Source organism: Micromonospora sp. WMMC250, from assembly GCF_027460215.1.
Classification (GTDB): domain Bacteria; phylum Actinomycetota; class Actinomycetes; order Mycobacteriales; family Micromonosporaceae; genus Micromonospora; species Micromonospora taraxaci.
The window spans coordinates 21,186-42,082 of the sequence record NZ_JAPZBJ010000001.1 but is presented as its reverse complement, the minus strand read 5'-3'; the positions used below and the strand labels follow the sequence as shown (position 1 = coordinate 42,082).

Annotated in this window: 26 protein-coding genes; 15 read left to right on the top strand and 11 right to left on the bottom strand. The window is 68.1% G+C overall.

Annotated elements, in window-relative coordinates; genetic code table 11:
- Positions 1-45: 45 nt before the first annotated feature.
- The 3 genes from O3438_RS00200 to O3438_RS00190 all read left to right on the top strand — a co-directional run bounded on the left by O3438_RS00200 (position 46) and on the right by O3438_RS00190 (position 1,781).
- Positions 46-924: a NucA/NucB deoxyribonuclease domain-containing protein gene (locus tag O3438_RS00200; RefSeq protein WP_269677971.1), complete on the top strand. Its 879-nt coding sequence runs from the start codon at positions 46-48 to the stop codon at positions 922-924.
- A 20-nt stretch (positions 925-944) separates the two neighbouring features.
- Entirely contained in the window at positions 945-1,535 is a 591-nt protein-coding gene (locus O3438_RS00195; protein ID WP_269677970.1) for a hypothetical protein, read from the top strand.
- A 111-nt stretch (positions 1,536-1,646) separates the two neighbouring features.
- Positions 1,647-1,781, top strand: coding sequence for a hypothetical protein (locus tag O3438_RS00190; protein ID WP_269677969.1), 135 nt, complete (start codon positions 1,647-1,649; stop codon positions 1,779-1,781).
- Positions 1,782-2,345: 564 nt separating this feature from the next.
- Here the strand turns inward: O3438_RS00190 and O3438_RS00185 are convergent.
- Both O3438_RS00185 and O3438_RS00180 read right to left on the bottom strand, forming a co-directional pair.
- A complete protein-coding gene (locus tag O3438_RS00185; protein WP_269677968.1) occupies positions 2,346-5,915 on the bottom strand; it encodes an NACHT and WD repeat domain-containing protein in 3,570 nt (1,189 codons plus the stop codon).
- Positions 5,916-6,115: 200 nt separating this feature from the next.
- Positions 6,116-6,373: a hypothetical protein gene (locus tag O3438_RS00180; RefSeq protein ID WP_269677967.1), complete on the bottom strand. Its 258-nt coding sequence runs from the start codon at positions 6,371-6,373 to the stop codon at positions 6,116-6,118.
- A 409-nt stretch (positions 6,374-6,782) separates the two neighbouring features.
- On the opposite strand from O3438_RS00180, the gene O3438_RS00175 reads away from it, so the two are divergent.
- The 3 genes from O3438_RS00175 (at position 6,783) to O3438_RS00165 (ending at position 7,962) form a co-directional block, all read left to right on the top strand.
- Complete coding sequence (locus O3438_RS00175; RefSeq protein WP_269677966.1) at positions 6,783-7,055, top strand: DUF6244 family protein; 273 nt, start codon at positions 6,783-6,785, stop codon at positions 7,053-7,055.
- A gap of 140 nt (positions 7,056-7,195) precedes the next feature.
- Positions 7,196-7,552: a DddA-like double-stranded DNA deaminase toxin gene (locus O3438_RS00170; RefSeq protein WP_269677965.1), complete on the top strand. Its 357-nt coding sequence runs from the start codon at positions 7,196-7,198 to the stop codon at positions 7,550-7,552.
- Positions 7,549-7,962 carry an Imm1 family immunity protein gene (locus O3438_RS00165; RefSeq protein ID WP_269677964.1) on the top strand — a complete coding sequence of 138 codons (414 nt, stop codon included), beginning with the start codon at positions 7,549-7,551 and terminating at the stop codon, positions 7,960-7,962. The genes O3438_RS00170 and O3438_RS00165 overlap by 4 nt, the downstream gene beginning before the upstream one ends.
- Positions 7,963-8,719: 757 nt before the next feature.
- Here the strand turns inward: O3438_RS00165 and O3438_RS00160 are convergent.
- Positions 8,720-9,061 carry a hypothetical protein gene (locus O3438_RS00160; protein ID WP_269677963.1) on the bottom strand — a complete coding sequence of 114 codons (342 nt, stop codon included), beginning with the start codon at positions 9,059-9,061 and terminating at the stop codon, positions 8,720-8,722.
- Between the two features lie 223 nt (positions 9,062-9,284).
- On the opposite strand from O3438_RS00160, the gene O3438_RS00155 reads away from it, so the two are divergent.
- From O3438_RS00155 to O3438_RS00135, 5 genes are all read left to right on the top strand, one after another.
- A complete protein-coding gene (locus O3438_RS00155) occupies positions 9,285-9,950 on the top strand; it encodes a hypothetical protein (RefSeq protein ID WP_269677962.1) in 666 nt (221 codons plus the stop codon).
- A gap of 276 nt (positions 9,951-10,226) precedes the next feature.
- On the top strand, positions 10,227-10,718 hold the full coding sequence (locus O3438_RS00150; RefSeq protein ID WP_269677961.1) for a hypothetical protein: 492 nt from the start codon (positions 10,227-10,229) through the stop codon (positions 10,716-10,718).
- A 242-nt stretch (positions 10,719-10,960) separates the two neighbouring features.
- Positions 10,961-11,647 (top strand): DUF433 domain-containing protein, encoded by a 687-nt coding sequence (locus O3438_RS00145; RefSeq protein ID WP_269677960.1) that lies wholly within the window; start codon positions 10,961-10,963, stop codon positions 11,645-11,647.
- Between the two features lie 19 nt (positions 11,648-11,666).
- Positions 11,667-12,059 carry a hypothetical protein gene (locus O3438_RS00140; RefSeq protein ID WP_269677959.1) on the top strand — a complete coding sequence of 131 codons (393 nt, stop codon included), beginning with the start codon at positions 11,667-11,669 and terminating at the stop codon, positions 12,057-12,059.
- Between the two features lie 124 nt (positions 12,060-12,183).
- Positions 12,184-13,224, top strand: coding sequence for an ArsO family NAD(P)H-dependent flavin-containing monooxygenase (locus O3438_RS00135; RefSeq protein WP_269677958.1), 1,041 nt, complete (start codon positions 12,184-12,186; stop codon positions 13,222-13,224).
- A 71-nt stretch (positions 13,225-13,295) separates the two neighbouring features.
- On the opposite strand, the gene trxB is transcribed toward O3438_RS00135, so the two are convergent.
- The 7 genes from trxB to O3438_RS00100 form a co-directional block, all read right to left on the bottom strand.
- A complete protein-coding gene (trxB, locus tag O3438_RS00130; protein WP_269677957.1) occupies positions 13,296-14,225 on the bottom strand; it encodes a thioredoxin-disulfide reductase in 930 nt (309 codons plus the stop codon).
- Positions 14,226-14,294: 69 nt separating this feature from the next.
- Positions 14,295-14,702, bottom strand: coding sequence for an arsenate reductase ArsC (locus O3438_RS00125; protein ID WP_269677956.1), 408 nt, complete (start codon positions 14,700-14,702; stop codon positions 14,295-14,297).
- A complete protein-coding gene (locus O3438_RS00120; protein ID WP_269677955.1) occupies positions 14,702-14,887 on the bottom strand; it encodes a hypothetical protein in 186 nt (61 codons plus the stop codon). Before O3438_RS00120 ends, O3438_RS00125 begins: the two co-directional genes overlap by 1 nt.
- Positions 14,884-15,630 carry an MIP/aquaporin family protein gene (locus O3438_RS00115; RefSeq protein WP_269677954.1) on the bottom strand — a complete coding sequence of 249 codons (747 nt, stop codon included), beginning with the start codon at positions 15,628-15,630 and terminating at the stop codon, positions 14,884-14,886. The genes O3438_RS00120 and O3438_RS00115 overlap by 4 nt, the downstream gene beginning before the upstream one ends.
- Before the next feature lie 55 nt (positions 15,631-15,685).
- The gene (locus tag O3438_RS00110) at positions 15,686-16,348 is read right to left on the bottom strand and encodes an arsenate reductase ArsC (RefSeq protein ID WP_332367438.1); all 663 of its coding nucleotides are present in this window, start codon (positions 16,346-16,348) and stop codon (positions 15,686-15,688) included.
- Entirely contained in the window at positions 16,341-17,042 is a 702-nt protein-coding gene (locus tag O3438_RS00105; protein WP_269677953.1) for an arsenate reductase/protein-tyrosine-phosphatase family protein, read from the bottom strand. The genes O3438_RS00110 and O3438_RS00105 overlap by 8 nt, the downstream gene beginning before the upstream one ends.
- A 212-nt stretch (positions 17,043-17,254) precedes the next feature.
- The gene (locus O3438_RS00100; RefSeq protein ID WP_269677952.1) at positions 17,255-17,599 is read right to left on the bottom strand and encodes an ArsR/SmtB family transcription factor; all 345 of its coding nucleotides are present in this window, start codon (positions 17,597-17,599) and stop codon (positions 17,255-17,257) included.
- A gap of 63 nt (positions 17,600-17,662) precedes the next feature.
- Here O3438_RS00100 and O3438_RS00095 point away from each other — a divergent pair, with 63 nt between their 5' ends.
- Positions 17,663-18,772, top strand: a complete 1,110-nt coding sequence (locus tag O3438_RS00095) for a flavin-containing monooxygenase (RefSeq protein WP_269677951.1) — start codon at positions 17,663-17,665, stop codon at positions 18,770-18,772.
- Here O3438_RS00095 and O3438_RS00090 read toward each other — a convergent pair.
- On the bottom strand, positions 18,744-19,121 hold the full coding sequence (locus O3438_RS00090; protein WP_269677950.1) for an ArsR/SmtB family transcription factor: 378 nt from the start codon (positions 19,119-19,121) through the stop codon (positions 18,744-18,746). The two genes, O3438_RS00095 and O3438_RS00090, sit on opposite strands and share 29 nt — an antisense overlap.
- An 85-nt stretch (positions 19,122-19,206) precedes the next feature.
- Here O3438_RS00090 and O3438_RS00085 point away from each other — a divergent pair, with 85 nt between their 5' ends.
- The 3 genes from O3438_RS00085 to O3438_RS00075 are packed head-to-tail and all read left to right on the top strand — an operon-like array spanning position 19,207 to position 20,888.
- The gene (locus O3438_RS00085) at positions 19,207-19,356 is read left to right on the top strand and encodes a hypothetical protein (RefSeq protein WP_269677949.1); all 150 of its coding nucleotides are present in this window, start codon (positions 19,207-19,209) and stop codon (positions 19,354-19,356) included.
- Between the two features lie 21 nt (positions 19,357-19,377).
- Complete coding sequence (locus O3438_RS00080; RefSeq protein ID WP_269677948.1) at positions 19,378-19,638, top strand: hypothetical protein; 261 nt, start codon at positions 19,378-19,380, stop codon at positions 19,636-19,638.
- The gene (locus O3438_RS00075) at positions 19,635-20,888 is read left to right on the top strand and encodes a M28 family metallopeptidase (protein ID WP_269677947.1); all 1,254 of its coding nucleotides are present in this window, start codon (positions 19,635-19,637) and stop codon (positions 20,886-20,888) included. Before O3438_RS00080 ends, O3438_RS00075 begins: the two co-directional genes overlap by 4 nt.
- Positions 20,889-20,897 lie beyond the last annotated feature (9 nt).

Genomic DNA, 20,897 nt, shown 5'->3' with positions numbered 1-20,897 from the left:
GAGACCCGCGAAATGATCTGCGCGGTCCGGGACCTTACCCTCGACGTGATCAACGTGAACACCGGCGCGATCATCGGGCAGATCTACTTCGACGAGTACGCCTTCGAGTACACCTCGTCGACCATCCCCACCTTCGCTTACCAAATCATGATTGACATGTATGGCGGCTGGGGCTCGATCGGCGGCACCCTGGCCCAGGGAACCGCCACGTGCACCGGCGCCTGCACCGTCAACAGTTCCGACTTCCTGCCGCAGGCCGTGACCACCACCAACCAGGTCGAAGGAGAGGCGTTCTTCCGGTCCACCGCCACCACCCGCGGCTCGGTCGGCACCGCCACCGCCACCTGGTCCTACTACTTCGTCAACCCGTCCTGGGTGGCCCCGTCGACTCCGGTAACCGTCACCCCACCGGTGACCCGCTGCGATCACAACCTGCCTGGCAACAACACCGTGGCTGGCTGCATCATTCGAGACATCCCGCCAGCCATGATCTACAGCGTCTCCTCGGCATACGAAGAACTCGCATGGCACATCCTGGCCGCACAGGACTCTGGGCTACCCGGCTCGCACCCCAGCTACGGTCTGTCTCACCCGGCGCCACTCAACCGCCTGGTGAACGCCGCCCAGCAGACCTCGAACTACAACCGCTCCTGCCCGAGCAGCTACCCGCGACCGGCCGGGCTCAGCTGTGACGAGTATCCGTTCCAGTCCAGCCAGCAAGGCGCGGCCACGGGCGGCGGCGGCCCGGGCCGCACCTTCGGCGGATGTCAAGTGCCACTCCCGGCCGGGACGGGACCGTCGGGGTACAGCGCTTGCATGATCGACAACACCCAGAACAGTGAGGGTGGCAGCGCTCTCGGCAGCTTCTACATCGATCAGCGGATATTCAACGCGGACCCGTTCTATGTCTGGATCACCCCGTAGGGGCGGAATATGATCCGGTGGTGAACCAACGAGGTGCGGTGCCGGTCACCGATCACATGTTCCATCTTGTCGATACCGGCACCGTCCTCGGCCCACCACTCACGTATGACAACGGCCTGATCTCGACCCATCCCGGTGGCGTAGTGGTGTTCACCGGCATCAGTTCCGGCTTCGTGCAAGTCACCGTAGATGCCAGGGATGCGCCTCCGGCTACCACCGACATCGTCGGCTGGGACGACATCGTCGAGACCTCGGTACACGCACCCGCCGGCCGGATGGTGGTCTCCGGCGTGATGAACGATGCCCCAGAGCTCCCGGTCCTGACACGGTCAGGACCGGGAAGCTACCGGATCCGGATACACGCCCGCGGCCGCGACATCGCCGTCGATCTGGGTGCACTCGAGCCGGTCGAGGATTACCTGGTGGTGGCATGGCCGGCACAACCAGCAACGGAGACCAGCCTCAAACACACCGACACCTTCGGCGCCGGACTGAGAAGCGCCCCGCGCAGGCCGAGACCCATCCCGCGCACGGAGGAAAGAAAGGCCGCTCGGCATGCCCGGCTGCAGGCAATGGAAGAGAAATTCCGCACGCAGGAAACATCAGACTAGCGCTGACCTTCGGCTTCCTTCTGGCACCCACCCAACTGAAGCTTCACCGGTCGGAGACGACCCGTCCTCCGTCGCAGCGCGTTGAGCAGGTACACCACGACAGCGAGCGGCATGACCAGCCGCGAAACCGCCTACTTCACCATCTGGCTATCCGCCGCCAACCCGCACCCCGCCGACCTGCACGACTGGATCCGCCGACGGATGGTGACAAGTGCGTGCTCGTGGCTTATCGGCCAACCTTCTTGATCATCGCAGCCGGCGCGAACTCCGCATCGACACGAGCAGACGGCGTCCGACTGACAGTCGGGAGCTAACCGTCTGACACCTCCGGGTTCGCCGAAGAGGTCACCGTCCAGGAAGCCCTGCTCACCACGCCGAATGACCCAGGCAGAGATCATCACGCTGGTCGAGGCCCTTGGAAACATCGTCACCGTGCTCCGCGACGCGGACCCCGCCGACAAAGCCGAGATCTACCGCCAGCTGGGCCTACGGCTGACATACCACCCGGAAGCGCAAACGGTGCACGCTGAAACCGATCTCAGCGCGCACCGTGGGCCTATGGGTCGTGTCCGAGGGGGGATTCGAACTCTTGTACGCATCATATGAGCACCATTTCAGGGTGCACATGCTCATAGATTACGGTACGGCCAGGGTTGACTCAAGCCGGCGCGCTCATCACCTTCCGCAACCATGCATAGCAGTTCGGGCGCATCGGTCTCTGCTTGTCTGGCGCCTCGCTCTATCATCGAGTGGCAGGTTTGAACGCGTGGCCATCAAGCTAAAGTCGACCCGCTCGCGTCCCGGCGAGTCTCAGTCGGTCGACGCTGACGGCAGCCCGTATCGCTCGCGTTCTTCGGCAGTCAGCGCTCGCGGTTCTCGGTCTTCGACCGAGCGGTTCGCGTGGTCACCGCATACGTCCCAGCTTAGGATCCTGCCGTCGTTGTAGGTGACAATGAGGGTGTCTTGCCAGGACAGGCTGCTAACAATCCCGTCTGGCGTGTCGAGCACGCCGAGGGACCGCCCGTCTTGGGTGTACCAGATGTAGAGCGTGTCATCGTCGCTGATGGATGCGAGCAGGTTTCCGTCGGGTGACCAGCTAAGTTGACGGACGGCACCTGTGTGGCCGACACAACGCATGCTTATGTCCCGCTGCACCACGTTCCAGATCTCGATCTGGTTGCCGACGGCGGCAGCGAGTCCGGTGGAGTCTTTCGACCAGGCCAGGGCCGCTACCTCGCCTTCCCCGTCGGTTTGCCACTGATGGGCGAGGGTGTAGTTATCTCCTCGCCATAGGCTCACGCTGTGTTCGCTGACGACCGCCGCTATAAGGCCTGAGTCTGGGGACCATGCAAGCGTTCCCCCGCTTTCTTCGCCTCCGTCGAGAACTGCTAGGCGCTGCGCTTTAGTCACGTCCCACACCGAGAGGGCGGGTAGCGTTCTGCCGAAGAAGCAATGCGTATGGACGGCCAGCCGTGAGCCGTCGCCGGACCAGGCTAGTCCGTAAACCCACGGTAATGGCGTCGATGTCGTTGTGTGTTTCGGGATTGGTCGTGGACGAGCACCCCACTGTGCTCGCAGGACACCGGATCGCGCGTCCCACACCGTGACCTGTTCTTGCATGGCGGTGGCGACCAGGTCACCTAGCGGCGAGTACGCGATCGACATGCAGTCGTCGTCTCCGAGCCTCAACGAGAGCGTCGCCTCGTCCGTTTCGATGATCTCCGGCGTCGTTCCCGTCCGCTTTACGGCGGCTCGTTTGTGCTCCGGCGACCATGACACTTCTCGCAGGCTACCGGTGGGCAGGCGGCGAAAGCTTCGGCCGACAACATCCCAGACCTCCACCTTGTGGAATGAGCTTCCCAGGCCGATTCGCTTGCCATCGGAGGACCAAGCGATCGTGCTGATTTGGTGAGGACGTGCCCGCCGCTCGACTGTCCGTCCCGTGGCGACGTCGATCACCGCCACGCGGTGTTGGTGTCGTGTTCGACGCACGGCGTAGGCGATGACATCCTCGACGGGCGACCACGCCATTGCTTCGGCCAAGCCGGGAGGCACGCTTTCGGCGGCTTGGCCGGTATCGGTGTCGTAGATCCACAGAGTGCGGCGTTCCCGTGCGAGGGTCGCAGAGCGGCGCATTGAGAACGCCGGAGCGGCTGAGACCGCGAGGCGAATTCCGTCGGGCGCCCAGCACAACACCGGGTCTGACCACGCTACCTTCTGTCGCAGGACCTCCGACGTCTGCTCGCCGATGCTGATCACGAGCAGCAGATCATCTGAGGCGATGGCCAGCCGGTCACCTTGAGGGGACCATGCCGTGGCGTGAACACTTGTGGCTGGGACGCTCGTAACCAACCCTGGTACGTCATCATCTAAGCGATAGACGTCAACGGCTCGGTAGTCGAACGTTCCCGCGAAGCAGACGTCACCGCCCCACGAGACCGAGTCGAACGATGTCAGGAGACTCCCTCTTCGCCTGCCCAGGTTGCGGCCGTCCGCGACGCGCCACAGCATGACGCCTCGATCGTGCTCGGTCAGGGCATGGGTTCCGGTGGCACTGAGCAGGGTGTGACCGCACGCATCTGAGTCAGTGGCGAAGGCGACCCCGGTAAGGCGGCCGGTGTCGTCCCAGGTGCAGACGCGGCCCATCTTGTCGGCGGTGCGCAGTCCTTGGTTGTCGGGCAGCCAGACCGCGGAGGTGATGCCGGTGGTGTGTCCAATGGAGAGGTGCCTTGTTCGCGGTGTGGCGGTCAGGGCCCATCGCGTCATCGTCGCCGCAGGGGTGGGTGGCAACTCGTGTAGCGCGGTGTGGGCGAGCGTCACGGCTAGTTCGTGGTCCTGTCGACGCACCTGTTGCGCGAACTCCGCAACGCGCTCGGACTGTCGGGCGCGAGCCTGGTGATCGGTCTCTCGAGAGGCGTCGAGTAGCTGGCGGGCTGCGGTGGAGAGAGTCGCCTCGGCTGCCAGCGCCAGGGCATCAGCGAGCGTTTGGCCGCGTAAGAGGTCGTCTGTCTGTGGGTTCGCTTGCCATGCTGCCGCGCGGTGTTCGAGCCGGGTGATGCGGTGCAGGCGCTCCTCATTGGCGCTGATCAGAGCGGCGAGTCGTAGCCACTGGCGGAACAGTGCGTCGTGGGTCAATTCAAGGCAAGTGCCGTCCTCGACATCGGTGATCAGACGGGCTGCCCTGAACTCTTCAAGGATGTGGGCGGCGGTGGTATCGAGGTCGGCTCGGCGGATCATCCGTCGTACGGTTTCCTTGCCTTCCATAGCGATGCCGTGCAGCAGAGCAGAGTCGACGGTGTGTTGGGGGTAGCGCGCGGTGAGGGATTCGTAGATCTGCTCGGCGTGAGCTGCGATGGCACCACCCACCTCCCCGGCCTGTTCGTACTGGGCCACCGTGACGTGTTGGCGGTCGGACTGTAGGTGCAGGCGTTGTAGCAGGTGGCTGAGCAGGGGAAGCGCGTCACCGACCGTGGCGTCGGCGGTCATGCGGTCGATGAGGTCGTCCTCGAACGTGAGTCCAGCAGCCCGGGCAGGCCCCGCGATGGCCTGTCGAATGCGGGCCGGGTCCAGCAGGCCGATGGCCACCGGCCGGGTGATGAAGCCGGCCTGCTGATCGGTGAGCCGGCGGCGGAACTCGGGCCAGATCGCCACCAGTATGCGAAGTTCCGGCAGCACCGTAAGCGTCCGGGTCAGCAGGCTCCACCACTGGGCTCGATCTTGCCCGTCGGTCATCGTGTACAGGTCTTCGGCTTGATCGACAACGAGCAATACGGGGCCGCGTGCGGCGGCGAGGAAGCTTGGCACAACCTGGAGTGGGGCTTCCGGGGAGGCGGCTTCTTCGCGCAACAGTCGCGCCGTCTGCAGCACAGCGGTCGGGCCAGCCGCCAATGCAGCGGCGAGGCTCATGAACGGATCGGCAGCCGGGCGAAGCGGACCCACCACAGTCCACCGCCGTGGTAGTCGAGCGATGACGCCCGCGCGGATCAGCGATGACTTGCCCACTCCCGACGGACCGACGATAGCGACGATCCGCGTCGCTGGCGCCGACCCCGAGCGCTCCAGCCGGTGCAGCACGTCGCTTGCCTCGCGGTCGCGGCCAAAGAACACACCCGCCCGCTCCCCCGTGAACGGCGCGAGGCCAGGGTACGGGCTTTCCGCGCTCCGCCACGTGACCGCCGTCCGGCGGTGCAGGAAGTACCGCCAGCCGAGCCACAGGACAACGCAAAGCGGAAGCCACAGGTAGGCGTAGTCAAGGACAAGCCGCCACGGCCCATGCCAGCTATCCGTGCGCGCCGTCACGATGTTGATAGCCAGACCGACGGCGATCGTGCCCAGCAGGGCACCGGACTCGCGACGGTACTCCCCTGGCGCTCGCCCCACCTGATCATCGCACTACGAGAAGGTGATGCTCGCCAGAGCGTGACGGATAGCCGACAGAGACACCAGCGTGGCCGGGACTGGACTCAGACCCTGACCTGACTAAACCCCGGAGTTCGATCAGCGGCACTGCGACCAATGGTTCACAGTGTGACGTGCTGCTCTCCATGCGGCTGACCGAATCACCCACCGTCGCAGCTTCCTCATGACGTGATGAGGTGCCACGGCTTGCCGAGGGCGACACGACGGAAGGCGTCGATCTCGCGTAGGTGGGCGTCGTGGACGTACGGGACGAGAGCGGCCTTGCTGGCGTGCAGGCAGGCGCGGTATCCAATTTCGTGCAGCGGGTGTCCGTCGGGCGGTGCGGGGCTCTCGGGATCCCAGCCGACGATGGCGCAGATGCTCTGCGCGGTGCGTCGGGCGTGGGGACGGGCGATGGCCCAGGCCGGCTCGGGGTACATACCGCGCAGGCTCCATAGGTCGCTGCGGTCAGGGATGGTGGGAATCTGCTCGTGGTCGGTGGTGGTGCCGGCCAGCTTGTCGAGCCGGTTGCGCAGGCTCTCGCGACGCCCGGCGATCGCGATGTTGTCCGTCAGGGCCGACTCGGTGAGCCACGAGACCGCGTCATTGTGCTCGGACGGGCCGAGCCCGGCAGCGGCGACGGCCTGCGCCGCGGCGGCGTCGAAGTCCTGCCAGAACTCGTGCGAGCCGACGCCACACGGCCACCAGTCGAGATAGGTGTCCTGGTCGGTGATCGGCTGCCGCCCACGCCTCTCGCGCTAGGAGTGCCCGCCTGATCCGCCACGGTGGTCGTCGAGTGGAATCATGGCAGGAACCTGCGCACGTCTATGTTCTGGCACAGTGATTGGGGTGAGTGCGGCAGAGTTGATCAGTCGGCTTCTTCAAGCCAAAGCGCATCTTGACCAGGCTCGGGAACTGATGCGAGCTGCCGGCTCCGAGCTTCACCAAGCACGGGCGTTGATCCGAGCGGCGCTGCAGGGCGCCGCCGATCACAGCACTGCCACGATGGTGGACCGCAGCTCACAGCAGCTCGATGGAGCGGGCATAACGGTCGGTCAGTCAGCGGACAAGGTCGAGGAGATCCTCACGCGGGTGCGTGGGCTCGGCGGTCTGGGAAACTGACCGCGGGTGGCGGCGGAAACCGCCGACCACCCGCACCTGCGGACCCACCGCAGGCAGTCCTTCGGGCGGCCGCAAGTCTGACACGTCGCAGCGAACCGCAGGACAAGACCGAGGCGTTCCTCCTCGCCGACGGGGCGATCATGCGCGATCCTGACTTCTCCGCGGAGCCAGACGGCCGGCTGCGCAGCCGGCAGATCCGGGTGGGCAGGCTTCCCGCCGCCGGAGTGGGACTCAAACCGCCGCTGGCTCAGGCCATCGTGATGGACCACGCCGAGGCGCAGGCCGCCGCCATGCTGCGTCGTGCCGGCAGCCCATCAAGGGCCACGCTCGTGCTCAATCACACCCCCTGCAACGATCCGATCAGACCCCTGGTCTGCGAAAAGATCCTCGCCGCGATCCTGCCGCACGGAACACGCCTGACGGTGTTCCTCACCGACGGCGACCGGACATGGCTCCATAAGCTATACGTCGGAACAGGAGAAGGGATCCGGCGATGAGCATCGACATCACCTGGGGACGCGGCGACGGTGCCGCGTCGGTCAGCACCGTCGCCGACCTCGACGCCACACTGGACACGATCGGCCGCGCCCACGCCGAGCAGCTGCCCTATTGCGTCACCCTCATCGCCCCAGGCGGAGGCGAGTTTCCCGTGATGCTCGACATCTGCGTCGGGCACCCTGAACGGTCGTTCGTCTATCACGTCGCTGCCGACGGCAGCAGCGCTTGGGGATACCAGCCAGACCTCGAACCCGGGCCCACGTTCACCTTCGACTACGCCGGCACACCCACCGACGCGTGGCCCGAACGCACCCGCGTCACCAACACGACCGCGCGGCAAGCGGCACGACAGTTCCTCACCAGCGGCGGGCAACGACCCGATGCGCTGGCCTGGGAAGCCGTCGACTAGCTTCGAGCGTGGACGGCTCACAAGGCAGGTGCCACGACCGAGGTGGCGCTTGATTCGAGGGGCCTCGCCGCGCGCGGTGACCACGGAGCCTCCCACCCGCAGCGCCGCACACGGCCACTGCCCCTTAGTCACCCTAGGTGGGACGGCACACGTTGCCTGCGACCAGCCGTTGTCTATGTGACTGAGGAAGCAGCGGAGGACCTCACCGAGGACGAGCGGCACGGCAATCTCGACGTCGGCCTTGAGTTTCGCGACGCGGAGGCCGGCGGTGGTTACGCGACAGGCAGCGTTACCTCCATGATCTGTTGGACGCGCCTCGATAACCTTCGCACGTGGATCCTGCTATTGCCGCGGCCTGGTCCGGTGTCCTCGTCGCTTTCCTGGCAACCGCGGTCGCCTATTACCAGGCCCGACTGAATCGCCGGGCCATCGCCGCAGCCGAACGACAGGCGGCGGTCGCCGAAGCGGCTCTCCCGCCACCGCCACCGCCGGTTGGTTGGGAGGTACGACCAGCAGGTGCCGATGGGCACTGGGCGATCGTGAACATCGGAACCGAGGTAGCCCACAGCGTCGAGTTCGATCCAGATCGGTCTAAGAGTGTGCTCCGCCTCGACAGTCGAGCGCACCCTGTCCGGCCCGGTGCCTCCATCCCGATCAAATCGGTTGCGACCTGGGGCGCCCCGTCGATCCGTGAGATTTGGTTGCGGTGGGAGGGACACCCTGACTGGACAGCCGTGCCCGTACCGCCTGGATGGCACTAGATCGTCGGTGGTGAATTACTCACGAGGCGGCCGTCGCCCCGTGAGATGGACTGATCGATAATTTCTCGTTTCTGGTGCATGACCTCCTCTCGGGATCGGCCGGTCAGCGACACGATCCGCTGCACTAGGGCGTTGATCAGTACGGCTGTGCCTCCGACGAGCGGGGAAGCGTCGACGGTCGCGGTGTCCGTCGCGTCGTCGAAGGTGGCCGTGACACAGCCCATCTCGCCGAGGCGCGCGACGGCCAGATCCAACACCTCGCCGGCGTCGTCATCCGGCCGCGAACTGTCGAAGGTGGCGACGGCGTCGAGCAAGACGTGAGCGGCGAGCCGGCCCACTCCGGTGTCGCTGTTCGTCCTCGGCCGAGAATGCCATAACTGGCGGTGCTCCTGGATGTTCGACGTACCGTTCAACCGCTGCGGCAGACGGGCACGGGCCGTTCTGGTAGAGGCACCACCTCGCTGCTGACGGCGTCACCACCACGCAGAGACCCTCCGCGCATTGCTGTCGTCGAGCTGACAGCAGCGCAAGAATCGGAGCAGGTCAAGGCAAGATGCCCAGGTGGAGGCCCGATCTCTAAATCGCTACGCGGCCGCTGCCGCCATCGTGCTCAGCAGTGCTGCCGTCATGATCAGTTTGGTTGCCATGGTCGCTGTAACGGCGACCTACACGGCGCCGAGCGACCGAGAGCAGCCCAAGATTACCGACTGGATGCAGGCGTGGGGCAGCATCGCCGCCGTGTTCGCCGGACTGCTGGCCGCTGCTGCTGCGGGCGCGGTGTTGAGGCAAGAACGGAAACGCAATGAGGAAGCGCGCCTGCAGCGCATTGAGGATCGACAGGAGGCTGGGCTCGCCGAAGCGAGCGCCGTCATCTACAGCCGGCTGCTCTTCGATCGCGGAGGACGAGGGCTCAGCGGCGTCCAGCTCGACGTGCAGAACTTCGGCCAGCGAGCGGTGATCGATCTGGACGTGGTGATCATGCTGCGCGACGGCCGCGAGTTAGTGCTTGATCGCGTACCGGTGGTGCCCCCCGGGGGTGTAAGCGTAAAAGTCGAAGACCGGAGGCTGGCCGAGGATCCACCCATCCCGTTCGCACTGGAAGACGGCACCGCGAAGGCGCTCCTGCATTTCGCCGACTTGGAAGGCACCAGGTGGAAGAGGTACGGCAAGGGGAAGCCCTTCCGCCTGCCACGAACGATGGGCGCTACCACCGGGAGCACGACCTGACCCAGCACCGCGGCGCGGCCCGGCAGGATCGCGCATGGCGGGATCATCTCGCGTCTTGGGCGTATCCGCCGCGGCCGGTCGGCCAGGGGCCGTTCTGCCGGCGGCGGCATTCCTCAAGCGGACAGGTGCAGCCGGTGGGCCAACTTGCCGATATGGGCCGTGGATTACGGCGATGGCTGCGGGTCGCTGTCCTCGATGGTCATACCCTCGCGGCGCGTACCTGCCGGGCGGTCACGGTCCGAACCTGGTCGGTTGCCTGCTGTAGATTGCACTGTCGTGCTTCTCCTGGCAGCGAACCCGGAACCCGTCGCGCAGCCCACCTTTTGGGAGAACCTCGTCTGCATCCTGTTCTGCTCGGCGGCTCTCTTTCTGTACGTGTGCTACTACTTCGGCTTCAAGATCGACGCTCAGTGCCTCGTCCTGACCAAGACCACCAGGAAGCCCTGCACCAAGGACGGCAAGATTCTCGTCGGCTGCCGACAACACAAGCGACAAAAGTTGGTGGCGTGGGTTCGCCACCTCGGTGCGGCTGGCTGGCTCGATCCGTGGCTCTACCGGTTGCACATCGTCCCGCCAGCGTTCGCGCCCCCGCCGCTGCAACCAGCGCCGGCAGTTGCTCACAGCGTCGCGCCACTAGTGGTACCCGAGACGCCCAGCAAACGCATGACGTTCGAAGCTCGGATCGCGCTGTGCGCGTTGACCCTCGCCGTCCTCCAGACGATCACAGCCCTCCTCGCCCTCGCCGTCGACCTCGCCTCTGGCACGTGAAGTCGATTCAATTTCCGATAGCTTCCTCGCACTCGCCGAGTGCTCCGCCTTGCCTGAGCGAGGAAGAGCGGTGGCCCGCCAGTTCTGCCAGAGGTTGATCGACGCACGCTCCTGCGCGGGCTCACCCAGTCGCCACTGGCCGCTACTGGGACCGCAGATGGCGCGCGTGCCGCGAAGAGCGCGTCATCCCTACGTTGGTGCGCTCCCCACCCCGCGTATGTAATGCTGCTGACGGCGAATCCATGACGCAAAAAAAGGGGGGAGAAATGGGCGATGTCCGTTTTACGGAAGGAATCCTCAATCTCGCCCAAGCCGGGCGTCACCTTCGGGTCCCGCGACAGACTTTTCACCGGTGGGCGCGTGGCTACCAACGCGGCGGTCCCCTGCTGCACGTCGCCGATGGCCGGCCAGACGTCCTGCCGGTCACGTTCATCGCTTTAGCCGAGGCACACGTGCTGGAGGCGCTGCGCAACGCAGGCGTGCGTCCGCAGAAGATCCGCCCAGCGCTGACCGAACTCCAGCGGCAGTTCGGCCGTGAGTACGTCCTCATCGCACCCGAGCTGGCCACTGACGGCATCGACGTGCTGTGGGACTTCAGCAAAACCCGCTCGGGCGAAGGGCTGATCGTCGGTGGCACCAACCAGCATGTGATCAAGGAGATCGTGGCCGATCACATGGAGTACATCGCCTTCGACCACGATGGGATCCCCGAGCAGCTGACGCTGTCCAACTGGCAGCCAGCCAAGGTGGTCGTCAACATGCGGCGGTCCTTCGGGCAGCCGATTTTCGCTGCGACGGGAACCCGGGTGGCGGACGTCGCCGGCATGATGAAGGCGGGTGAGAGCGCTGAAACAGTCGCGGACGAGTTCGGAATCGACATCCACGACGCCCGAGCCGCCGCACGCGTCCTCCTGGGCCGCGCCGCCTGAGTTCTACATCGACGAGAACATGCACGGCCGGTCGCTGCGCCGGTGCATTACCGACCTCGGCTACCAGGTGCACAGCCCCGCGTCCGTCTTCACCCGGGAACGGTTGGAGCAGGGTGTCAGGGACGAGGACTGGCTGCCGGTGATCGGCGAGAAGGGCTGGGTGGTGTTCGGCCGCGACCAGTACATCCTCAAGCGGGACCTGGAGCTGCAAGCCTTCCTCAAGGCCAAGGTGCACATGTTCCTGTTTCCCGGTGATGCCGCCCGGGACCACATCATCGAGCTGGTGCGGTTGAACCTGGCCCGGATCTGCGCGCTGGCGTCGGCCCGCCAGCCGAACGTCTACTGGCTCAGGCGTGACGGCGTGACGAGCTACGAACAGCGCTTAGCCGAGATTCACCGCCGCCGCCCATAGATGCCGCGTCGCAGGAGGTAGCGGCTTTCGCCGTACGACACCTTCGTCGCTTCTCGGGCGGGGGGACTTTCGCGCCCACTCGGGTCGTGTCGGCATGATGATCTGTAGCGCGAGGAGGTAGGGAGTGTCCGGGTCGTGTGAGGTGGTGGTCGTCGGGGGCGGGCAGGCCGGTCTGGCGGCGGGCTATTACCTGCGCCGCGCTGGCCTGGATCACGTCATCCTCGATGCCCAGTCGCAGCCGGGTGGCGCGTGGCGGCATGGTTGGGACTCGTTGAGGTTGTTCTCCCCGGCGCTGTACAGTCCGCTTCCGGGGTGGGGTATGCCTGGCCAGGACGGTGAGGACTTCCCGAGCGCCGGGCACGTCGTGGACTATCTGCGGGCCTACGAGCAGCGCTACGACCTCGCGGTGCGCCGGCCGGTCCGCGTGCGGGAGGTGCGTCCGACGGGTGCGCACCTGCAGGTGCAGACCAACGCTGGAGTGTGGTCGGCCCGGTACGTCATCTCCGCGACCGGGACGTGGCAGTGCCCGTACCTGCCGGACGTTCCGGGCCGCGAGGAGTTCACTGGCCGGCAGCTGCACACCGTCGATTACGCCTCGCCGGCGGAGTTCCGTGGGCAGCGGGTCGTGATCGTCGGTGGGGGCAATTCCGGGGCGCAGATCCTGGCCGATGTGTCACAGGTCGCCGAGTTCACGTGGGTCACTCGGCGTCCGCCGCGGTTCATGCCAGATGACGTGGACGGTCGGGTGCTGTTCGATGTGGCCGCCCGGAAGGCCTCCGGCGCTGGGGGCGGGGTGAGCGAGTTGGGGGACATCGTGATGGTGCCCAGCGTCCGCGACGCCCGCGAGCGCGGCGTGCTGCACGCCCGTCCGATGATCGCCCGGTTGAGCGCGCACGGCGTGTGCTGGGCCGATGGCAGCGAGCAGCCGTGTGACGCGGTCATCTGGTGCACCGGGTTCCGGCCGGACCTCGCCCACCTCGCGCCGCTGCTGCCCGGGTGGCGCCACGGCACTGCGCCCACCGACGGTACGAGGTCGACGGAGGAGCCCCGCCTCTACCTGCTGGGCTACGGGGACTGGACGGGGTCGGCGTCGGCGACGTTGGTGGGTGCGGGGCGCACGGCCAAGGCCACGGTCGCTGACATCAGCGCCCGACTCGCCGGGTAGCCCGTGGGACGATTCCGCCGCCGGCGCGGCCCGGGTTGCTGACCGGGACGGTTAGCGCGGAGCGGCGCCGGTCAGGGCAGGGCGGCGAGGTAGCGTTCGGCGTCCAGCGCGCTGGCGCAACCGGTGCCGGCGGCGGTGATGGCCTGGCGGTAGGTGTGGTCGACGAGGTCGCCGGCGGCGAACACGCCGGGCAGGTTGGTGCGCGTGCTCGGGGAGTCGACGATGACGTAGCCGTCGTCGTCGAGGGTGACCTGGCCGCGGAACAGGTCGCTGCGGGGGTCGTGGCCGATGGCGACGAACACGCCGGTGACGCCCAGGATGCGGGTATCGGCGGTGTGCACGTCGCGCAGGCGGGCCCCGGCCACGGCGCCGTCCTGGCCGAGGATCTCCTCGACGACGCTGTTCCACGCCACCTGGATCTTGTTATTGCTCAGCGCGCGCTCGGCCATGATCTGGCTGGCGCGGAAGGTGTCGCGGCGGTGGATGATGGTGACGCTGCGGGCGAAGCGGGTGAGGAAGGTGGCTTCTTCCATGGCGGTGTCGCCGCCGCCGACCACGGCGATGTCCTGGTCGCGGAAGAAGAACCCGTCGCAGGTGGCGCAGGCGGACACGCCATGGCCGAGAAGTTCCTGCTCGCCGGGGACGCCGAGGGGCCGCCAGGCAGAGCCGGTGGCCAGGATGACCGCACGGGCCTGGTGGGGTTGCTCGCCGATCCAGACAGTCTTGGTAGGGCCGGTGAGGTCGACGCGGGTGACGTCGTCGGTGATGAACTGGGCGCCGAAGCGGTCGGCCTGCTTGCGCAGGTTGTCCATCAGGTCGGGGCCGGTGATGCCGTCGGGGAAGCCGGGGAAGTTTTCCACCTCGGTGGTGGTCATCAGGGCGCCGCCGGACTGGCTGCCTTCGATGAGCAGGGGTGCGAGGTTGGCGCGGGCGGCGTAGAGGGCGGCGGTGTATCCGGCGGGTCCGGAGCCGATGATGATCAGGGGGTGCGGATCGGACACGAGAGGGCTCCTGCTCAGGGACAGCCGCCCGCCGACGGCGGGGTCGGCGGGCGGGGATGGGTGACAGGGTCAGGCGGCGGTGTGCAGCTCGGCCAGGAGTTGCTCGACCCGGGTCCGGATGTCATCGCGGATCGGGCGGACCGACTCGACGCCCTTCCCGGCCGGGTCTTCAAGCTTCCAGTCCTCGTAGCGCTTACCGGGAAACACGGGGCAGGCGTCGCCGCAGCCCATCGTGACGATGACGTCCGACGACTCCGCCGTGGCGTACTCCAGAAGCTTCGGGGTCTGGTCGGTGATGTCGATGCCCACCTCGCGCATGGCCTCGACGGCGGCGGGGTTGACGGTGTCGGCGGGGGCGGAGCCGGCGGAGCGGACCTCGACGGTGTCACCGGCGAGGTGGCGCAGCCAACCGGCGGCCATCTGGGAGCGACCGGCGTTGTGGACGCAGACGAACAGGACGCTGGGCTTGTCGGACATCAGGTGCCTTTCTGGCAGTGCGGTACGCGGAGCCGGTTGACCGGCGCCTCGTCGAAAAGCGAGGGCCGGGAGCTCTCGGGGTCGCTGTTGCGGTCGAGCAGCCGGTACCGGCCGACGTGACGAGCCGGGTTGAGGAACTCCCGGCGGGGCTTGTCCCCGCCACGGTGCTCGCTAGTGACGGTCATGCGCGGTGATCGAGTGCCGGGTCGCGGTCGTCAGCGGGAACGACCACCTGGTCGGCGGCCCTCCCGGCGTCCGGGTAGAGCGCAGCCAGCAGGCCGATGCCCACGACGAGGCCAACCAGTTGGGCGATGACGAAGCCGGGGACGGAGGCGGGGGCGATGCCGGCGAAGGTGTCGGTGAACGCCCGGCCGATCGTCACCGCCGGGTTGGCGAACGACGTGGACGAGGTGAACCAGTACGCGGCGCCGATGTACGCGCCGACCGCGGCCGGGGCGACGGGGGCGCGGCCGGAGCGGGCCAGGGCAACGACCAGCAGGATCAGGCCGGTGGTGGCGACGACCTCACCGAGCCACAGGTGGCCGGCGGCCCGGTCCTTGGCGGAGAAGTCGACCGCGGTGAGGTCGAACATCAGGTTCGCCAGCACCGACCCGGCGATCGCCCCGGCGACCTGAGCGGCCACGTAGCCGCCCAGGTCCCTACCGGACAGGCCGGTGCCGGCGCGGCGGCCGAGGAACCAGTCGGCGGCGGAGACCACCGGGTTGAAATGGGCGCCGGAGACCGGGCCGAAGATCAGGATCAGCGCGCCGAGGGCGAACGCGGTGGCGATCGAGTTCTCCAGTAACTGCAACCCGACGTCGTCCGGAGAAAGAGTGGTGGCCATGATGCCGGAGCCCACCACGGCGGTGACCAGCAGGGCGGTCCCGAGAAACTCGGCCAGCAGGCGCCGCCAAAGTGCGATGGTCATCAGTTGGTTCTCTCCTAGTGCGCTAACGGTGCGAGCCGATATCGGGCCGGCGGGTCTATCGGGTGGCGGTGACGTTCAGGTCATCGAGCAGGCGGCGGACGCGGCGTTCGATCTCGTCGCGGATCGGCCGGACGTCGGCCAGGCCCTGGTCGGCGGGGTCGTCGAGGTCCCAGTTCTCGTAACGGGTGCCAGGAAAGACCGGGCAGGCGTCACCGCAGCCCATGGTGACCACGACGTCGGCGGCGCGGACCACCTCGTCGGTCCAGGGCTTGGGGAACTCGTCGGTGATGTCGATGCCGCGCTCGGTCATCGCCGCGATCGCGGCGGGGTTGACCTCGATGCCGGGCTCGCTCCCTCCGGACCACGCCACGGCGTTGTCGCCGGCGAGGTGGGTGAAGAAGCCCAACGCCATCTGGGAGCGGCCGGCGTTGTGCGTGCAGAGGAACAGCACCACCGGCCGGCCGTCGCGGTGGTGACCCTCGACCCGGGCGAGGGCGCGCAGGCGCTGGCGGGCGAACCGCTCCGCGAGCAGCGGCAGGTAGTTGGGGATGCTGCCGGCGGTGGCGAACTGGTCGTAGCTGGACTGCAGGAACCGCTCGATCGTCTCGGCGCCGTAGATGCCGGCGAATTCGGCGGCGAGGCGTGTGGCCGCGGTGCGCAGGGCGACCTGCTGGTCGACGGAGATTTCCTGCAGCGGGTGGGGGCTGGTGTCAGTCACGGTGCTCTCCCGGATCCACGGCGGGGGTGATGACGGGGGCGACGCGGTCGACGCGGTCGGCGAGGTCGGCGAACGCGGCCTCGAACGCGTCGTCGGTGTCGGCCCGGACCGGGTCGGGCACCGACCAGTGCAGCCGGGGCCGCACCGGCCCGGTGAGTTCCTCGTGGGCGTTGTCGCAGACGGCGATGACCAGGTCGTCGTCGCGCACGATGTCGGCGACGTGAGAGGTGCCGGTCGGGTTCAGTGCCAGCCCGTGGCGGCGGGCGACGGCGACGGCACGCGGGTGGACCCGCTGGGCGGGTTTCGTTCCCGCGGACGCCGCTGCGGTGTGGGTGCGATCCGACCAGAGGGCGGCGGCCAGTTGCGAGCGGGCGGAATTGCGGGTGCACACGAACACCACGCGCCGCACCCCGGTCAACGGCGCCGGGTTCAGCGCGGTCAGGGCCTCGGGCCGCAACCGCAGGTAGGTGCGACGCCGGTCGCCCTCAGACCGATCCCGAACGACCAAGCCTGCTTCGGTGAGGACCTTGACGTGGTGGGCGATGAGGTTCGTCGGCATCTGAAGGTCCTGGGCGATCTCTCCGGGGGAGGCGTCGCCGAGGGTGAGCGCGTCCACGATCGCCAGGCGCGCCGCGTCGCCGAGCGCGGCGTGGATCCGGGCGCGCCCCTGCAGGGAAGCAAGCTCAGTAATCATTGACTCAATGATTACTGAGCAAGCCCGCGAGTGTCAAGCGGGGGTAAGTGAGAGCTACCTGGCGGTGCGCGGGGTGGCCCGGCCGATAGGGCTGACCAGCGTCAGGCCGGACTCACCTGATGATCCGGGGTGGTGCCGCCCTTCATGGGGCAGCTGGCCGCCGGTGACGGCTGGCCGATTGGCGGGTGTTCGCCTTGTCGGAGTGAATCGGGTCAGCAGCAGGTTTTGAGGTAGGACTGCAGCTCGGCCAGCGCTGCCTGCGCGCCGTCGCGGTCCGCCCGGTAGTAGACCGTCTTGCCGTCGCGCCGCGAGGTCACGACCCGCCCCCGGCGCAGCAGGGTTAACTGCTGCGACGCGGTCGCCTGGCTGATCCCGATGCGCTCGGCAACGTGCCCGACGGACAGCTCGGCGCCTTGGGCGAACAGCATCATGATCCGTTGGCGGGTGGGGCTGCCCAGCGCCTTGAGGAACTCCTGGGTATCCGGCGCCAGTCCGCTCGGGCCTGCGGGAGTCGCCGTCGCGGGCGGGGTCACCTGCGAGGGCGTGGGCTCATCCATGCCTGCCACCTTTCCCCACCACGGTCATATTGTCATTCAACGAAATGACGATACGATGAGGAGGTGACCACCTCTGGAGAATCTGTGATCATCGTCGGTGGCGGCCAGTCCGGCCTCGCCGCCGCTCACGCCGTCCTGGCTGCCGGTCTGCGGCCCGTCGTCCTGGAGGCAGGCGCCGAGCCGGTGGGTTCGTGGCCGGACTACTACGACAGCCTCACCTTGTTCTCCCCGGCCCGCTTCAGCGCGCTGCCTGGCCTGGCGTTCGGCGGGGGTGATCCCGAGCGTTACCCGAGGCGCGACGAGGTCGTCGCCTACCTGCGTCGCTACGCCAGCGGCATCGACGCCGACATCCGCACCGGCGTACGTGTCGCCGCCGTGCGTCAACGCCCCGGCGGCGGCTATCTGGTGCGCACCGACAGCGGCGACGAGATCGCGGCGGCGGGGGTCATCGCGGCCAGCGGCTCGTTCGGAAACCCGCACCTGCCGGCGTTACCTGGTCTCGGCGACTACACCGGCGAGGTGCGCCACGTCGCGCAATACCGGCGGCCCGAGACGTACGCCGGCAAGCGGGTCATCGTGGTCGGCGCCGGCAACTCCGCCATCCAGATCGCCCACGAACTGGCGCCGATCGCCCGGGGCACCCTGGCCACCCGGGCGCCAATCCAGTTCGTGCCGCAACGCATCCGCGGTCGGGACCTGCACCACTGGCTGCATGCCACGAGGGCGGACCGCCTCCCGCGCGCGGTGCTCACCCGCCTGATCCGCCATGCCGCAGTGCTCGACACCGGCGTCTACCGCGACGCCATCATGGGCGGCCTGCTAACCCGCCGGGACATGGTCACCGCCTTCACCCCCGACGGGGTCAGGTGGCCCGATGGTGCGTCCGAGCCGATCGACGCGGTGATCCTCGCGACCGGCTACCGCCCGAACCTCGGATATCTCGCCGCGCTCGGCGCCCTCACGCCTGCCGGTATGCCCGAACACGTCGGTGGAGTCTCCACCACTCACCCCGCGCTGGCCTACCTGGGGCTGGAGTTCCAGCGGTCGTTCTCGTCGAACACCCTGCGCGGCGTTGGTCGTGACGCCACCCACGCCGTCAGGGCCCTGGCCGAGCACCTGCGCAGCGGCGGGCGCTGGGCGCGGCTCACGCGACGGCGGCCGGCTCGACGCTGAGCAGTCCGGCGAGCTGGCGCAGGATGGCCGGCCGGGCCCGGTAGTACACCCAGGTGCCGCGGCGTTCGGCGTCGACGAGGCCGGCCTCGCGCAGCGTCTTGAGGTGGTGCGAGATCGTCGGCCCGGTCAGGTCGAACGCCGGGGTCAGGTCGCAGACGCACGCCTCCCCGCTCTGCGCGGAGGCGATCATCGACATCAGCTGCAGCCGCACCGGGTCGCCGAGCGCCTTGAACGCCGGCGCGAGCACCGCGGCGGTCTGCGCCGGCACCGGGCTCTGCGCCAGCGGCGGGCAGCACGGCGTGTCGGCGGTGAGGTCGATGACGGGAAGCGACGCAGCTTGCTTTGACATGCCTCTAGGTTGACAGGTGTCTAAGCAGCGTGCAACTCTCTGATTCGACAGACGTCAAGACAGGCGTCGTGGAAAGGGAGTCGTCATGTTCGGCACAGCACGACGCACGGCGAAAGCCCAGGCGGGAGCGCGGTTCTGTGACTCCTGTGCGCGGGTGTCCACCGCGGCGCAGCGGGCGCAGAGGCACTTCGACCAGATCCGTGACAACGCCTACGCCCTGATCGGCGCCCGGTAACCCTGATCGAAAGGTTGTGTGATGAGCGAGAACACCCAGATCAGCCCCGCGACGGCCGGCGGGTTCGCCGGTGATCCGGGCGCCGCCCTGGCCGTAACCGGTTCCGGTTCCTGCTGCGGCAGCCCCGCGCAGGCGGTCGGCTCGATCCTCCCGCCCGACGGGCACTCGGCGACGGCGGGACCGTGCTGCGGCACTCGGCAGGCCGCCGAAGCGGCCAGCTCCTGCTGCGGCACCGAGGCGAAGACCGAAGCCGTCACGACGGGTCAGGGGTGCTGCGGATGAGCGCCCCATCGGGATCGGCCGCCCACCTGGACGCGATCCTGCCCCAGGTGTCAGCCGAGCGGATGGCCGCCACGGTCTCCGCTCTCGCCGCGGATGACTTCACCGGCCGGCGGGTCGGCACCGCCGGCGGCGCCGCCGCCCGCGCCTGGCTCGTCGCGCACCTTGCCAACCTCGGCGCGACGGTCGACACCGACGACTTCCCGGTCCGCAACGTGCCCGAGCTGTACGCGGCGCCGACCGTCGTCTGGGGCAAAGGTGACACCTCGACGCGGCTGACCTTCGGCCGCGAGGTCGCGGTCCACTGCGCCTCAGCCGACACTTCTGAGGTCAGGCGCGGCCCGTTGGGTGTGGCCGGCAGCGGCGACCCGGCCGGCCGGTGGCTAGTGGTGCCCACCGGCGGGAACCCTCTCGATGCCGCCCGCGATGCCTCGGGCGCCGCGGGTCTACTGCTGAGCCGGGCCGTCGATGCCGACGGCTGGCAGTACACGGTCCTCGCCGGACCGGACCCGGGACCGCTGCCCATCCTGACCCTCGACGCGGGCACCCACCGCGCCGTCCTGGCCGCCGTCACCGGGAAGGGCTGGTGCAGCGCAAACACCCCGCTACGCCGCCGCGACGTCACCGGCACCAACATCCACGCGAGGTTCCCGGCGGCGCAGGCGGGCGGGATCGAGGTGTTGCTGACCGCTCACTACGACGGCGTCGGCGACCGTCCCGGTCTGCGTCAGCCCGGCGCGTCGGACAACGCCAGCGGCGTCGCGGTAGTCCTGGAAGCCGCCCGAATTCTTGCCGCCGCCCGCCCTGTGGGGGTCGGGGTGGGTGTCGCGCTGCTGGACGCCGAGGAGGTCGGCGCGCTGGGCTCGGCCCACCACAGCCAGCAGCTGCAGGCGGGCGACGTTCGGCCGCTGGTCATCAACGTCGACGGCGCCGGGCTGCTCGACCAGGCCGCCGCGGTCGAGGCCGGCGGGCCGGCCCACGCGCTGCTCGCCCTACTCGATCAGGCCGGGCGGCACACCGGCCTTCCGCTCGCCGCCGGGCCGGTCGCCTCCGACAACCGCCGCTACGCCGCCGCCGGTCTCGCCGCGGTGGGCATCGGCGCCGGCATGGCCGGCTACCACAGCCCCGCCGACACCCCAGACCGCGTCGACCCGCACACGCTCGAAGCGATCGCCCGCCTCGTCGTCGCCACCGTCTGTCTCGCCGCTTCCACGCACGCTACAGTTTCATCGTCGATCGGCGATAAACGATAGAAGGGTGGG